The 14814-nt window shown below is 55.0% G+C and carries 14 protein-coding genes; 2 read left to right on the top strand and 12 right to left on the bottom strand.

Annotated features, from left to right (window positions below; all coding sequences use genetic code 11):
* Window positions 1-18 precede the first annotated feature (18 nt).
* From tcuB to ybfF, 8 genes are all read right to left on the bottom strand, one after another.
* The gene (gene tcuB / locus OGV74_RS18780) at window positions 19-1158 is read right to left on the bottom strand and encodes a tricarballylate utilization 4Fe-4S protein TcuB (RefSeq protein ID WP_086503830.1); all 1140 of its coding nucleotides are present in this window, start codon (window positions 1156-1158) and stop codon (window positions 19-21) included.
* A complete protein-coding gene (gene tcuA / locus OGV74_RS18775) occupies window positions 1145-2548 on the bottom strand; it encodes an FAD-dependent tricarballylate dehydrogenase TcuA (protein WP_286521360.1) in 1404 nt (467 codons plus the stop codon). The genes tcuB and tcuA overlap by 14 nt, the downstream gene beginning before the upstream one ends.
* 97 nt (window positions 2549-2645) lie before the next feature.
* Window positions 2646-3572 carry a tricarballylate utilization LysR family transcriptional regulator TcuR gene (gene tcuR / locus OGV74_RS18770; protein ID WP_086503832.1) on the bottom strand — a complete coding sequence of 309 codons (927 nt, stop codon included), beginning with the start codon at window positions 3570-3572 and terminating at the stop codon, window positions 2646-2648.
* 127 nt (window positions 3573-3699) lie between these two features.
* Window positions 3700-4146, bottom strand: coding sequence for a ferric iron uptake transcriptional regulator (fur, locus tag OGV74_RS18765; protein ID WP_286521357.1), 447 nt, complete (start codon window positions 4144-4146; stop codon window positions 3700-3702).
* The gene (locus OGV74_RS18760; protein ID WP_049259739.1) at window positions 4139-4225 is read right to left on the bottom strand and encodes a ryhB-regulated fur leader peptide; all 87 of its coding nucleotides are present in this window, start codon (window positions 4223-4225) and stop codon (window positions 4139-4141) included. The genes fur and OGV74_RS18760 overlap by 8 nt, the downstream gene beginning before the upstream one ends.
* Window positions 4226-4435: 210 nt before the next feature.
* The gene (gene fldA, locus OGV74_RS18755; protein WP_003022839.1) at window positions 4436-4966 is read right to left on the bottom strand and encodes a flavodoxin FldA; all 531 of its coding nucleotides are present in this window, start codon (window positions 4964-4966) and stop codon (window positions 4436-4438) included.
* A 155-nt stretch (window positions 4967-5121) separates the two neighbouring features.
* On the bottom strand, window positions 5122-5409 hold the full coding sequence (ybfE, locus tag OGV74_RS18750) for a LexA regulated protein (protein WP_003022842.1): 288 nt from the start codon (window positions 5407-5409) through the stop codon (window positions 5122-5124).
* A 128-nt stretch (window positions 5410-5537) separates the two neighbouring features.
* Window positions 5538-6311, bottom strand: coding sequence for an esterase (gene ybfF / locus OGV74_RS18745; protein WP_003022844.1), 774 nt, complete (start codon window positions 6309-6311; stop codon window positions 5538-5540).
* A 194-nt stretch (window positions 6312-6505) separates the two neighbouring features.
* On the opposite strand from ybfF, the gene seqA reads away from it, so the two are divergent.
* Window positions 6506-7048, top strand: a complete 543-nt coding sequence (gene seqA, locus OGV74_RS18740; RefSeq protein ID WP_086503834.1) for a replication initiation negative regulator SeqA — start codon at window positions 6506-6508, stop codon at window positions 7046-7048.
* Window positions 7049-7072: 24 nt separating this feature from the next.
* Window positions 7073-8713, top strand: a complete 1641-nt coding sequence (gene pgm, locus OGV74_RS18735) for a phosphoglucomutase (alpha-D-glucose-1,6-bisphosphate-dependent) (protein ID WP_086503835.1) — start codon at window positions 7073-7075, stop codon at window positions 8711-8713.
* Between the two features lie 100 nt (window positions 8714-8813).
* Here the strand turns inward: pgm and kdpE are convergent, their stop codons facing one another.
* From kdpE to kdpB, 4 genes are read right to left on the bottom strand one after another with little or no spacing between them, the layout of a single operon-like run.
* Complete coding sequence (gene kdpE / locus OGV74_RS18730) at window positions 8814-9491, bottom strand: two-component system response regulator KdpE (protein WP_003022856.1); 678 nt, start codon at window positions 9489-9491, stop codon at window positions 8814-8816.
* Window positions 9488-12172, bottom strand: a complete 2685-nt coding sequence (kdpD, locus tag OGV74_RS18725; protein ID WP_086503836.1) for a two-component system sensor histidine kinase KdpD — start codon at window positions 12170-12172, stop codon at window positions 9488-9490. The genes kdpE and kdpD overlap by 4 nt, the downstream gene beginning before the upstream one ends.
* 10 nt (window positions 12173-12182) lie before the next feature.
* Window positions 12183-12749 (bottom strand): potassium-transporting ATPase subunit KdpC, encoded by a 567-nt coding sequence (kdpC, locus tag OGV74_RS18720; protein WP_032948832.1) that lies wholly within the window; start codon window positions 12747-12749, stop codon window positions 12183-12185.
* Between the two features lie 8 nt (window positions 12750-12757).
* A complete protein-coding gene (gene kdpB, locus OGV74_RS18715) occupies window positions 12758-14806 on the bottom strand; it encodes a potassium-transporting ATPase subunit KdpB (RefSeq protein WP_003022864.1) in 2049 nt (682 codons plus the stop codon).
* Window positions 14807-14814: the final 8 nt, after the last annotated feature.

The following is a 14814-nucleotide window of genomic DNA, read 5'->3' as shown; positions in this document are numbered from 1 at the left end:
GAGGTAAGAATGTGCGGGTTAGTTGTCTGTGACCCCCGCCTGTTTGCCGCGCCGTTTCTCAATCGCCCACTTGAGTAAGGCTGCGCAGCGGTAAAATCCATGGGCAAATTTTCCGTAAGGAATGGTCAGAAAGAGCGCCATGACCACGCCGAGGTGGATGGCGAGCAAAATAGCCATCCAGGACGAGTCTCTTCCTGCCAGCAGAGCTAAACCGGTCAGACTGGTCAGCAGCAGCAGTAAAATAAAACCGCGATCCATCGGTTTTTGCCGCGCGTCGCCATGTAGCGGTGAGCGCTTGAGATTGAGCCATAGCAAGCCAGCCGGGCCGACAACCAGGCCAATGCCGCCTAATGTGCCCAACATCACCGGCAAGCTGAAGAACGGATAGGGCGCTTCAATACCTGCGAAATAGTGATAGCCCGTCGCCACCACGGTGGCGGCAAAGCAGAGCAGAAAACCGTAGAAAGTGAAGTGATGAAAACGGCGCCGCATCAGAGTGAAGGCATCATCTGCTTCATTACAACCTTTACCGTGCCCACCATCGAGATACTTTAGCGTCAGCGCATCGTGTGAAGCTTCAGCAATTTCGACGGAACGTGGCATACCGGGAGAGATCTCGCGCCAGAAGCGGATAACGCCCGCCATCAACAGACCTATCGCCAGAATAAATACCAAACCAAACATCCAGGCCAGCAGGTTATGCGGGAAAATTTGGTAGAAATCTCCGGCCAGCGGTGGATGGAGTAACGAGCCTTTTAACCCCATGGCGAGCAGTAAAAACAGAATCAGACCGAAAACCAGCGCCAGCGTCACGGTGACGCCTGCGCGACGATAAAGCGCGCCAAAGGCCGCGGGTTGCGCGTAGTGCTGATAGGTTTCAAGCCGGACTTCTGCCATCGCCTTCGGCACGTTGATGGCAAACTCATGAGGCGGGGCATACTGACAGGCGTGCAGGCAGGCACCGCAGTTATGGCACAAGTTTGCCAGATAATTGATATCCGCTTTACCGAATTCCAGGCGCTGCGTCATGGCCGGGAACACGGCGCAAAATCCTTCACAATAGCGACAGGCGTTGCAGACCTGCATCACGCGTTCAACTTCCGTTTCCGGTTCGGTGATAATTTGCGCTTCGATAATCAGTTTCTCAAGCTGCCTCATGACGAGTCTCCTTACGTGCGGCCAGCGCGGCTTCTTTTCCGGCAATACGGCCGAAGGTTGTGCCGATTGACATGCCCACGCCTGCGGTGTAGCCCTTGCCCAGCACGTTGCCCGCCATCATCTCTCCGGCGACGAACAGGTTGCGGCTTGGCTGCCCGGCAAAGTGTACGGCAGCGCGTTCATTCACTTTTAACCCGAGATAGGTGAAGGTGATCCCTGGCCGCAGGGCATAGCCGTAGTAAGGCGGCTGGTCCAGTGGTCGCGCCCAGTGTGTCTTCGCGGGGGTTAACGCTTTTGTCGTGCAGTTATCCAGAATGGTATGGTTGAACTGGCCGGGCTGGCAGGCGTTGTTGTACTCCGTCACGGTGTGGGTAAAGTGTTCGCCATTCAGCCCCAACTGATGAGCTAGCTCCGCCAGCGTATTGGCCTGTGCGCCAGGAAAGACCGGAGGCATGAAGTGGCCGATGGCTTTACTGTCGATAATGGAGTAGCCAATCTGCCCTGGCTGTTGGGCGACCAGACGTCCCCAGATTGCGTAGCGTTTGGGCCAGAAATCTTCGCCTTCATCATAAAAACGCTCAGCGTCACGGTTGACGACTATACCGAGCGAAACGCAGTCCACGCGGGTACAAATCCCGCCGTCATATAATGGCGCTCTGGCGTCAATGGCTACGCAGTGTGACTGGGAGGGGTCGCCGATGATGTCGGCTCCGGCATCGATCATAAATTTGAGCAGTACACCCTGGTTAAAGCGCGTGCCGCGAATCAGGAAGTTATCTGCAGGCCATTCGCCGCGCTCGTTCTCTCCCCACGCTTCTCGCAGCCATTCGCGGTTTGACTCAAACCCGCCAGCGGCAAGCACGCAGGATTTCGCTGTAATACGCTCTTCGCCTGCCAGCGCCGCCACGAACTCGCCGTTGTGCAGTTCAAGCGCCTGCACCGGGGTGTTATAGCGGATTTGTACGCCTAACTTTTCTGCGCTGCGATAATAGGCATTCACGAGGGCCTTTCCACCACCCATAAAAAAGGCGTTGGTTCGCGCTACGTGTAGAGCGCCAGAGAGTGGAGGTTGAAAATTGACGCCGTGCTGGCGCATCCAGTCGCGACACTGTGATGAGGTACGGATCACCAGGCGCGCCAGGGTTTCGTTGGTATTTCCTTCAGTGACGCGCTGCAGATCCTGCCAATACTCTTCTTCCGGGTAGCTTTCCACCAGCACATCCTGCGGCGCATCATGCATACAGCGCAGGTTACGCGTGTGTTGGGAATTTCCCCCGCGCCATTCCCGAGGGGCCGCTTCGAGCAGTAAAACGGAAGCGCCTTGCTCCCTGGCGGTCAAGGCAGCGCATAAGGCGGCATTGCCACCACCAATCACCAGAACATCAACCATCGTATACTCCATTACCATTTAACTAATTGTTAAATTTGTAATTTAAATGTATACGTTCAGCTTGTGAGGGCGCTATGACGCAGTGCTAAAGGAGGCTTTAGTTATTGTAAAGGATGGCGCCTGGCCAGCTTCCTGCTTCCACCAGTTGATGCATCACTTTCGTCAGCACCACGCGGGCAGCGAGGCCCGCCGGGGTGAGCTCATCGTCAGAGAGGCTCACCAGAAAGTTGGGGCGGCTAAGTATCGGATTATGGACGCCGATCACTCTTAGAGTCTCTTTATCGAGATGGGAAATCGCCGCTCCGGGTTGAAGAGTGGCGCCAATGCCACTACGCACGGCGCGCATCAGCAGCGCCAGACCATCAATTTCTGTAGCGATCTCAATGTTCAGCGCGTGTTCCTGACAAATTGCTTCCAGCCTGCCGCGCAGACCGTGGCCTGGGCTTGGCATTATCAATGGAATACTCGCCAACTGGGCAGGGGCAATATTGTCATCGGCAATATCAGCCAGTAGGGCATGGGTCCCAATCAAAAACAGCCGTTCTTCGAGAATCGGTCTGGCACTCCAGCGCAGGATCTTTTCTTTTTGAAACACCACAGCCAGATCAATCTGGCGGGTATTAATCATCCGTTCCAGATTACCAGAGAGACTTTCCACCACATGCAGGCGAACATCGCTATAGCTTTCCCGCATGGCGTGAATAAAAGGCATACCGAGAACTGAAGCGGTACTGGGAGCCATGCCGACGCTGACGTGCCCGGAAAGCCGGGATTCACGCGCGGCGAGGATTGCATCGTCTGCGTGACGGAGCGCCAGCTGCGCCTGGGAATAAAAAGCCCGTCCGGCGCTGGTGGGTGTCACGCCTCGCGAAGTGCGCTGCAGCAGGCGAATAGCGAGTTCGTTTTCCAGACGCGACATTTGCTGGCTGAGTGCCGAAACCCCGATATTGAGATCGAGCGCCGCGCTACCCATGCTGCCGGTTTCTACAATGCGCACAAAATAGCGTAGCTGGCGAAGTTCCATTTCGACTCTCCGGAAGGGGCAATTGATTTTTACATTAAAGCAACACAGGAGCGGAGGGAAGGGGAAAAGGGCAGGTAACGCCCATAAAAAAGCCAACCGGATGGTTGGCTTTTCAGAAAGCATTACATTATTTGCCGTCGTGGGCGTGCTCATCTTCGCGGCAATCGCCTTCGGCGCAGTGACCGTAAAGATAGAGGCTATGGTTAGTTAAGCGAATGCCATGTTTAGCCGCAATCTCATGTTGGCGGGCTTCGATGGAATCATCGCTGAACTCGACCACTTTGCCGCAGTCAAGGCAGATGAGGTGATCGTGATGATGCTGTTGAGTCAATTCGAAGACGGATTTACCACCTTCAAAATTATGGCGGGTCACGATACCGGCATCATCAAACTGGTTCAGCACGCGATACACGGTCGCCAGACCAATTTCTTCACCCATATCGATCAGGCGTTTGTATAAGTCTTCCGCACTGACGTGATGGTTATCCGGTTCCTGAAGAACTTCCAGAATTTTTAAACGAGGAAGCGTTACTTTCAGGCCAGCCTTCTTTAATGCGGTATTGTTGTCAGTCATGCGGAATCTGTCCTGTAGCTAAACGATTCACTTCATTAACAGAAGTGACAGAAATTGCACTTGAGATAATGCGATTCATTATAGAACTGCCATGGCTAAATGAAAACTGCAAGTCTCTGGCATATATTGTTAATCAAAACGTGGTATCGCCGACAAACACACTGTGCAACACCCGATTGGCATCCGGCCATTGTACAGGGTCAGACGAAAAAGTTACAAATTTGTAGCAATTATTTTGATTGGTTTTATCTATTGATGCGGCGCAGATGGAAATCTGCGCCGCACGAAATCAGGCATTAATGATTTCGTCGAGGTGCAGCTCTTCAGAGATCTGCTTAACCCATTTTTCTACGCGTTCTGCGGTCAGTTCAGGTTGGCGATCTTCATCGATAGCCAGACCGACAAAGTGGTCGTCGTCAGCCAGACCTTTGGACGCTTCAAAGTGATAACCCGCCGTTGGCCAGTGACCAACGATGGTTGCGCCGCGCGGTTCGATGATGTCGCGAATGGTCCCTAACGCATCGCAGAAATATTCTGCGTAATCTTCCTGGTCGCCACAGCCGAACAATGCAACCAGTTTGCCGTTAAAATCAATGTCTTCGAGGGTAGGGAAGAAGTCGTCCCAGTCGCACTGCGCTTCACCGTAGTACCAGGTTGGGATGCCGAGCAGCAGAATGTCATACCCTTCGAGGTCTTCTTTGCTGCTTTTTGCAATGTCATGAACATCGGCAACGTCTTTACCAAGCTGTTTTTGAATCATTTTTGCGATGTTTTCGGTATTACCGGTGTCGCTGCCGAAAAAGATGCCAGTGATTGCCATGAGTGAAATAACCTCTTGAAACTTATTGAAATGGTGGTGGCGCATTGCCCACGGATAAGGGCAATCATAGCAGAACAGTCAGGCATGCGGAAACAGCAAACACGCAGGACTGCACTCTGTGCTACACGATTTATGATTTAGAGCAGAAATTCAGACTATGCCTGACCGCGCAATGCGCTGAGTTGGTTCATCAGCATCTCTTCGATGAGTTCACTGCGACTCATGTTGCGTGCCTCAGCCAGCTCGTTCAGAGCGTCAACGGCATCAGCGTTCAGTTTCAGTTCGACACGCTTAAGCCCGCGAACTTTGTCACGCTTAAGCTGATTACGTTTATTAATACGTAACTGTTCATCACGCGAGAGCGGATTAGTTTTGGGTCGTCCCGGGCGACGCTCCTGCGCGAACAGATCTAATGTCGTACGGTCCGTTTGTTCTTTGGCCATGATCTTGGTGACTTCGGGGAAACAATCAGCCAGGCGTCTGCCCGGATGGATAGCGCGCCATAATACATCAGCAGGGGAGACACGCCAACGCCCGCGCGCGTAATCGCGCGCAGACGCTGAGTTTTTAATCAGTTAGCCTGCTCGCTCAGATAACGACGGATGGCGCGCAGCACCGCCTCCGGTTTTTCGGCATGCACCCAATGCCCGGCGCCTGCTATAACGTGCGCACGAGCTTGTGGGAATTGCGCCAGTAGTTGTTCGCGATACGCTTCGGTAACATACGGTGAGTTGCCGCCTGGGATAAACAGCGCCGGGTGCTCCCACGCAGGAATGGTTTCCCAACCGACGATATGCGGATATTGATCCCACAATACGGGAACGTTAAAGCGCCACTCGCCGTCAACAAAGGATTTCAGCAGAAACTGGATAACACCTTCCTCTTGCAGGTGCTGGCGCATGACGCTTGCCGCCTGCTGGCGTGAGGACGCTTGTGCATCGGTTACGGCATTTATTGCCGCAAAAATCTCATCGTGGCGGCGAACATGGTAGTCAACGGGAGCAATGTCGATGGCGACCAGACGTTCGACGCGTTCCGGAGCCAGAGCAGTCAGCGCCATGACGGCTTTTCCGCCCATCGAGTGGCCAATAAAGATCGCTTTTTCGATCTGCCGATCGTCCAGCGTATCCAGCAGATCTTGCGCCATGGCCGGATAATTCATCTCAGGTGAACGAGGGGAGAGGCCATGGTTTCGCATATCGACCTGGATGATGTCGTGGTCGGCTACTAGATCGCGTGCCAGGATCCCCAGGTTATCCAGGCTGCCAAACAAGCCGTGAACCAGGACGATGGGAGAATTATTGTGCAGGTTTTGCGCAGATTGCGCTCGGATATTCAATTTCATGGCAAAGTTCTTTTTTTCACACTCACGGGTTAGGGTATCATGTTGACCATTCTGCCACATGGCTGCAACAACTACGGTTACTCTGAGTTTTGCTGGCCACCAGGCTTGACGCTATCCGCTGTTGGGATTTGCCTTTACACTACGTGTGTTTACCCCGACAACTTGTATTCAGCTAAACACTGCACTGGATTAAGATGAAAACGATTGAAGTTGATGATGAACTCTATAGCTATATTGCCAGCCACACCAAGCATATTGGCGAGAGCGCATCCGACATTTTACGGCGTATGTTGAAATTTTCCGCCGCATCACAGCCTGTCACTCCGATAATCAAAGAAGTCCGCGCTGTGCAACCTGTCGTGGAAGCCAAGCCGGTTAACCCCGTAAAAGATAAAGTGCGCGCGATGCGTGAGCTGCTGCTGTCCGACGAATACGCGGAACAGAAGAAAGCAGTAAATCGCTTTATGCTGGTGCTGTCTACACTCTATTCACTGGATCAAAACGCGTTCGCCGAAGCAACGGAATCGTTGCATGGTCGTACGCGTGTTTATTTTGCAGCTGATGAACAGACGCTGCTGAAAAATGGTAATCAAACCAAACCGAAGCACGTGCCAGGCACGCCGTACTGGGTGATCACCAATACCAATACCGGCCGTAAATGCAGCATGGTTGAACACATCATGCAGTCAATGCAATTCCCTGCGGAATTGATTGAAAAGGTTTGCGGAACAATTTAATCCTTGCATTAGAAGGACCAGGCAATGGCAATCCACAATCGTGCAGGTCAACCTGCGCAACAGAGTGATTTGATTAACGTCGCCCAACTGACGGCACAGTACTATGTACTGAAACCAACGGCAGGGAACGCTGAGCACGCTGTTAAGTTCGGTACGTCCGGACATCGCGGCAGTGCAGGTCGTCATAGTTTTAATGAGCCGCATATTCTGGCTATCGCCCAGGCGATTGCTGAAGAACGTGCGAAAAACGGGATTACTGGCCCGTGCTATGTGGGCAAGGATACCCACGCGCTGTCTGAACCGGCTTTTATCTCTGTACTGGAAGTGCTGGCGGCGAACGGCGTTGACGTCATCGTGCAGGAAAATAACGGCTTTACGCCAACCCCTGCTGTATCGAACGCTATCCTGGTCCACAACAAAAAAGGCGGCCCGCTGGCTGACGGCATTGTGATCACGCCGTCCCACAACCCGCCGGAAGATGGCGGCATTAAATACAACCCGCCAAACGGTGGTCCGGCAGACACCAATGTCACCAAAGTGGTGGAAGACAGAGCCAACGCGCTGCTGGCGGCCGGTCTGCAAGGCGTGAAGCGTATGTCGCTGGACGCTGCGCTGGCATCTGGTCATGTGAAAGAGCAGGATCTGGTTCAGCCGTTTGTTGAAGGACTGGCTGACATCGTAGACATGGCGGCGATCCAGAAAGCGGGTCTGACGCTGGGTGTCGATCCGCTGGGCGGTTCCGGTATCGAATACTGGAAGCGTATTGCTAAGCACTACAACCTGAACCTGACTATCGTTAACGATCACGTTGATCAGACTTTCCGCTTTATGCATCTCGACAAAGATGGCGCAATCCGCATGGACTGCTCCTCCGAGTGTGCGATGGCGGGGCTGCTGGCGCTGCGCGACAAGTTCGATCTGGCCTTTGCCAATGACCCAGACTACGACCGTCACGGTATCGTCACCCCGGCAGGGCTGATGAATCCGAACCACTATCTGGCGGTGGCGATCAACTACCTGTTCCAGCATCGTCCGCAGTGGGGCAAAGATGTTGCCGTCGGTAAGACGCTGGTGTCATCGGCGATGATTGACCGAGTGGTCAACGATCTGCGCCGCAAGCTGGTGGAAGTGCCGGTGGGCTTTAAATGGTTTGTTGACGGTCTGTTTGACGGCAGTTTTGGCTTTGGTGGGGAAGAGAGCGCGGGGGCATCTTTCCTGCGTTTCGACGGTACACCGTGGTCAACCGACAAAGACGGCATCATCATGTGCCTGCTGGCGGCAGAAATTACCGCAGTGACCGGTAAGAACCCGCAGGAACACTACAACGAACTGGCTGCTCGCTTTGGCGCACCGAGCTACAACCGCCTGCAGGCAAGCGCGACCTCCGCGCAGAAAGCGGCGCTGTCTAAGCTGTCTCCGGAAATGGTGAGCGCCAGTACGCTGGCGGGCGACCCGATCACCGCGCGTCTGACGGCCGCACCGGGCAACGGCGCTTCTATCGGCGGTCTGAAAGTGATGACTGACAACGGCTGGTTTGCCGCGCGTCCTTCTGGTACGGAAGACGCTTACAAGATCTACTGCGAAAGCTTCCTCGGTGAAGAACATCGCAAGCAGATCGAAAAAGAAGCGGTTGAGATCGTCAGCGAAGTGCTGAAGAACGCGTAAACCGTAGGCCGGATAAGACGCTAGCGTCGCTATTCGGCATGAATAATGAAAAAGCCGGACAGCAAATACGCTGGTCCGGCTTTTTATATTCAACTTAACGTCATGGCATGAACCGATAACCAATCCCGGTTTCGGTCAGAAAATGACGCGGACGTGCCGGGTCCAGTTCCAGTTTCTGGCGCAGGTGTCCCATGTAAATTCGCAGATAGTGGCTGTGTTCGACGGCGTTTGGTCCCCAAACCTGATTGAGCAACTGGCGCTGCGTCAGTACCTTTCCGGCATTATTCAGCAGTACCGCTAGCAGGCGAAACTCAATCGGCGTCAAATGAATCTCTTCATCACCACGATGTACGAGCCGGGCGGCGATATCTACTTTTACGTTGGAAAAATGCACCACCGGCTCGGGAGACGTGCCGCTGGCGTGGCGACGCAATGCCACGCGCAATCGCGCCTGTAGCTCGCCAATACCAAAGGGTTTACTGAGATAGTCATCGGCACCGGCATCCAGGGCGGCAATTTTATCGCTTTCTTCGCTGCGGGCTGAGAGCACAATTACCGGTATCGCGCTCCATTGTCGCAGGTCACGAATAAAATCAATGCCGTCACCGTCCGGCAGACCGAGATCGAGAATGATGAGATCGGGTTTTCGCGTGGCGGCTTCCAGCAGACCACGTTGCAGCGTTTCCGCTTCATATACACGCAGACCATCGGCTTCCAGCGCAGTGCGCAGAAAGCGACGGATAGCCTGTTCATCTTCAACAATCAGTACGTTCGTCACATATCCTCATGAAAATCTTCAAGTTCAGGGGGGATTTCCTGGGGCAGTGTAACACGGAAACATGCTCCTCCCTGTGCGCGATTGTGGACGGAAATTGTACCGCCGTGCACGTCCACAATGGCCTGGCAGATTGCCAGCCCCAGCCCAACGCCCGGTACAGATGACTCTTTGTTTCCCCGGGAGAACTTGTCAAAAACTCGTTGCTCCATTCCCGATGGAATGCCAGGGCCATTATCCCAGACGTCCAGTTGCAGATGCTCACCATCGACGCTGGCATCAATACCGATTTGCGCCGCTGGACCTGCGTATTTAACAGCGTTTTCCAGCAGGTTAATCAGCACCCGTTCAAATAGCGGGCCATCGACGTGGATCAGCGTCAACGGCGCGGGTAGCGACAAATTAATAGGAGCAGAGAGTCCTGGCTCCAGCATCTGCAGGGCACTGCCGACCACCTCTTCCAGCGTTAACCACTCTTTCTTAAGATTAAAGCCGCCAGACTGAATTCGCGCCATATCCAGCAGGTTATTAACCAGTCGGGTCGTATTCAGGACGTGCTGGCGAATTTCGCTGGCCTGACGCGCGTGCGGCGATCCTTCGCTTGCCAGATCCAGCGTTAAGATCTCTGCCTGACCAAACAATACCGTCAGCGGTGTGCGTAAATCGTGGGAAAGGGCGGCGAGCAGGGCATTGCGAATGCTTTCACGCTCGCTGGCAAACCGGGCCTGCTCTTCGCTGGCGGTCAGCGTCAAACGCTCCAGCGCACTGGCGACCAGTAAAGTGAAAGTTTCCAGCAGGCGTTGCTGTTCGGGGATCATCAATTGGCGTAAATTTCCTGGTTCCACAACCAGCAGCCCATGCGTTTTGTCGGCGCTTTTTAACGGTAAAATTTGATACGGCACACCGGGTAAGGTGTCAGTGCCTGCGCCGGCCGGTTGCCCTTTATCAAAGCTCCACTGGGCAATGGCGTCATCCCACGGCGTCATGCCCTGTTGATGAGTGAGAGGGGCCAGCTTACCGTTCTCACCGGGCAGTAAAACCTGGCTGCGGGCCTGGAACGTTGAGGCAATAAACTGTTCGCTGGTGGCGGCGATATCCTGCTGGCTCCGTCCGACGGCCAGCGCTTTCGACATCTCATATAAATGACGCGTACGCTGTTCACGATAACGCGCTACCCGTGCCTGATAACGCACTCCGGCGGTGAGATTACCGATAACCAGCCCTACCGTTAGCATCACGGCAAAGGTAAGCAGGTACTGGACGTCGGAAACGGCCAGCGTACCGCGTGGGGCAATAAAGAAGAGATCGAAGCTGGCAACGTTAATAAAGGTTGCCAGCACTGACGGCCAGCGTCCGTAAAAGAGGGCGATAACCACCACACCCAATAAATAGACCATCACCAGGTTGGCGGCGTCAAAGGCCATCAACCACTGCATGGCAATCAACGTAATGATGGCGCACAGCGCGACGGCAACTACGCAACCCTGAATTTGAACCCGCCACTTATCCTTAAAGGTGCGGCTATCTGCAGTTTGCAGCACAGGGCGCGAAGGTGGTTCGTCGAGCGCAACAATCATCAGGTCGAGATCCGGTGCGCGATGGGCCAGTTTGTCAGCAAAGGAATCACTGCGCCACCAGCGTCGCGTAGTCGGACGTCCGAGGACAATTTTTCCCAGATTATGCTCACGGGCGTAGCGGATTACTGCTTTATCTTCAGCGGGATCGGAAAGGGTGGCGGTTTCTGCACCCAGCTCCTGGGCTAATCGCAGGGCGCTTAAAATTGCGCGGCGCTGTTTTTCGGGCAGTCGGTGCAGCGCTGGCGTTTCGACATACACTGCATGCCATACGCTGCCGAGGCGCGCTGCCAGACGCGCGGCGGCACGCACGAGCTTTTCGCTGCCGGTGTTGTGTCCAATACACAGCAATATGGCGTCGCGGGTATGCCAGACTTTCTCCTCTCCCGGACGTCCACGCCAGGCACGCATCTGATCGTCAACCCGATCGGCCGTGCGGCGCAGGGCCAGCTCACGTAGCGCGATCAAGTTACCTTTGCGAAAGAAATGCTCGATGGCTCTTTCCGCCTGACCGGCGATATAGACCTTGCCTTCGTTCAGGCGCTGGCGCAAATCGTCGGGGGGAAGATCGACCAGCACCACATCGTCAGCGGCATCGAAAAAAGGATCGGGGACGGTTTCGCGAACCTGAATGCCGGTGACGCCGCTGACCACATCATTGAGGCTTTCCAGATGCTGCACGTTGACGGTAGTAAAAACGTCAATACCGGCTTCCAGCAGCTCTTCAATATCTTGCCAGCGTTTAGGGTGGCGTGAGCCTGGCGCATTACTGTGCGCCAGTTCATCCATCAAAATGAGTGCCGGACGGCGGGCCAGCGCCGCGTCGAGATCGAATTCGCTGATATGACGACCATGGCGCGCCTGTCGCTTGAGCGGCAGGATGCTGAGACCGTCCAGCAGCGCGGCGGTCTCTTTGCGTCCGTGGGTTTCCACCACGCCAATCAGCACATCTAATCCCTGCGCCCTTAGCCGCTGGGCCTCTGCCAGCATGGCCCAGGTTTTACCGACGCCTGCACACGCGCCGAAGAAAATTTTCAGTTTTCCCCGGTGCGGAGCGGTGGTCTGCTCCAGCAGGCGATCGGGGTCGGGGCGTAAGGGGTCGTTATGCATGTCCTTTTTCTCAGTGCTTATCCAGCGCTAAATTAAGTTCTACCAGGTTCACCACCGGTTGGCCGATAAAACTGACCAACGGCTTTTGCGTGTATTGTGCAACCAGGCGTGTGACCTCTTCAACGCTGAGGTTACGAGCCTGCGCCACGCGGGGGATTTGCCAGGCCACCGCAGCTGGCGTCAGGTTGTTATCCAGCCCGCTGGAAGAAGCCGTTACCAGCTCTACCGGAACGGCAGGATTTGCCTGCGGGTTAGCGGCACGCAGCGCGGCAATCCGGCTTTGCAGCTGTTTATCCAGTTCCGGGTTGCTGGCTGCCAGATTACTGCCGCCTGAAGCCATTGGATTATAGGGCATTTCCGCTGTGGCTGAGGGGCGTCCCTGAAAATAACCGGCAGCGGTAAACTGTTGCCCAATGAGCTCGGAGCCGCGAACAATCTGACCTTCGCGGAGAAGCGAACCGTTAGCCTGGTGGGGAAACCACCATTGCCCCAGCGCAGTGGTCAGCAGCGGGTATGCCCCGCCGGTGATAAGCATCAGGAAAATCAATGTTGATAATGCAGGACGTAATCCACTCATCAGAAACCTCACACCAGACCCAGCAGGGTCAGCAGTAAATCAATTGCTTTGATACCGATAAACGGCACAACCAGACCACCCAGGCCATAGATCCACAAATTGCGGCGCAGCATCGCGGAAGCGGATAACGGTTTGTAACTCACGCCTTTCAGCGCCAGTGGGATCAGAAAGACGATAACCAGTGCGTTAAAGATAACCGCGCTGAGGATCGCCGAGTCCGGCGAATGCAGCCCCATCACGTTCAGCGCATTGAGCTGCGGGTAGGTGGCGGCGAACGCGGCCGGGATAATGGCAAAATACTTCGCTACGTCGTTGGCGATACTGAAGGTGGTCAGCGAACCACGCGTCATCAGCATCTGTTTACCAATGTGCACCACTTCAATCAGTTTGGTGGGGTTCGAGTCGAGGTCCACCATGTTACCCGCTTCTTTCGCTGCCTGGGTTCCGGAGTTCATGGCAACGGCAACATCGGCCTGCGCAAGGGCAGGTGCGTCGTTAGTTCCGTCGCCGGTCATCGCCACCAGACGACCTTCCGCCTGATACTGACGAATCAACGCCAGCTTGGCTTCCGGTGTGGCTTCGGCTAAGAAGTCATCCACTCCGGCTTCCGCGGCGATTGCGGCGGCGGTCAAACGGTTGTCGCCAGTGATCATCACCGTTTTGATCCCCATTTTACGCAGTTGGGCAAAACGCTCTTTAATCCCGCCTTTTACGATATCTTTCAGGGCAATCACGCCAAGTACGTGGGAGCCTTCAGCAACCACCAGCGGCGTAGCGCCAAGGCGTGCGACGTTTTCGACCTTCTGCTCAACGTCGGCGGGGAAGTGGCCGCCGTTGGCCTCGACGTGACGACGAATAGCATCGACCGACCCTTTGCGGATCATACGGTTGTCGATGTTGATCCCGCTCATCCGACTTTGGGCGGTAAACGGTACAAAGGTGGCGTGCAGCGATTGCACGTCGCGTATACGCAGATTAAAGCGCTGTTTAGCCAGAATCACGATGCTGCGGCCTTCCGGCGTTTCATCGGCCAGGGATGAAAGCTGCGCGGCATCGGCCAGCGTTTTTTCGTCCACGCCGTGGGCGGGCAGAAAATCTGAAGCCTGGCGGTTACCTAGCGTAATGGTGCCGGTTTTATCCAGCAGCAGTACATCCACGTCACCCGCCGCTTCTACTGCACGTCCGCTGGTGGCAATGACGTTCGCACCCAACATGCGGCTCATCCCGGCGACGCCAATCGCGGAGAGCAGCCCGCCTATCGTCGTAGGGATTAAACACACCAGCAGCGCAACCAATACCGTGACGCTGACCGCGCTACCGCCCCAGGCGGAAAACGGCCACAGCGTGGCCGTAGCCAGTAGAAAGACGATGGTCAGGGCTATCAACAGGATCGTCAGGGCAATTTCATTGGGCGTTTTACGCCGCTGTGCACCTTCAACCATGGCGATCATCCGGTCGAGGAACGTTTCACCAGGGTTTACGCTGCATTCGATAACCAACCAGTCGGAGAGGATGCGAGTCCCGCCGGTGACGGAGGCGAAATCACCACCGGATTCACGAATCACCGGCGCGGATTCACCGGTAATGGCGCTTTCATCTACCGACGCGCCGCCTTCGATCACCTCGCCGTCACACGGGATAATATCGCCAGCTTCCACCAGCACGATATCGCCTTTACGTAAATCATCGGCAGGGACGTGATCCATTGCCGCGCCGTATTTCGGTTCGCGAAGCTTGCGGGCAAAGGCGGTTTTTTTGACGCCTTTCAGGCTGTTGGCCTGAGCTTTACTGCGTCCTTCCGCCAGCGCTTCAGCAAAGTTGGCGAACAGAACGGTAATCCACAGCCACAGACTTATCGCACCGGTAAACCAAGGATTACCCGGCATATGGCCTGTTGCCATCGCCACGGTTAACAGGGTCGTTAACAGACTGCCCAACCAGACGATAAACATCACCGGATTACGCCATTGGGTATGTGGGCTTAATTTTTTCACGGCGTCCATCAGCGCCTGTGCGACCAGAGAGGGTTCGAACAGCGCCAGTTGCTTGCGACTCATAGTAATGT

Source organism: Citrobacter sp. Cf116 (assembly GCF_030336505.1).
GTDB classification, from domain to species: Bacteria; Pseudomonadota; Gammaproteobacteria; order Enterobacterales; family Enterobacteriaceae; genus Citrobacter; species Citrobacter freundii.
The sequence above is the reverse complement of the archived record's forward strand: the minus strand, read 5'-3'. Positions and strand labels throughout refer to the sequence as shown.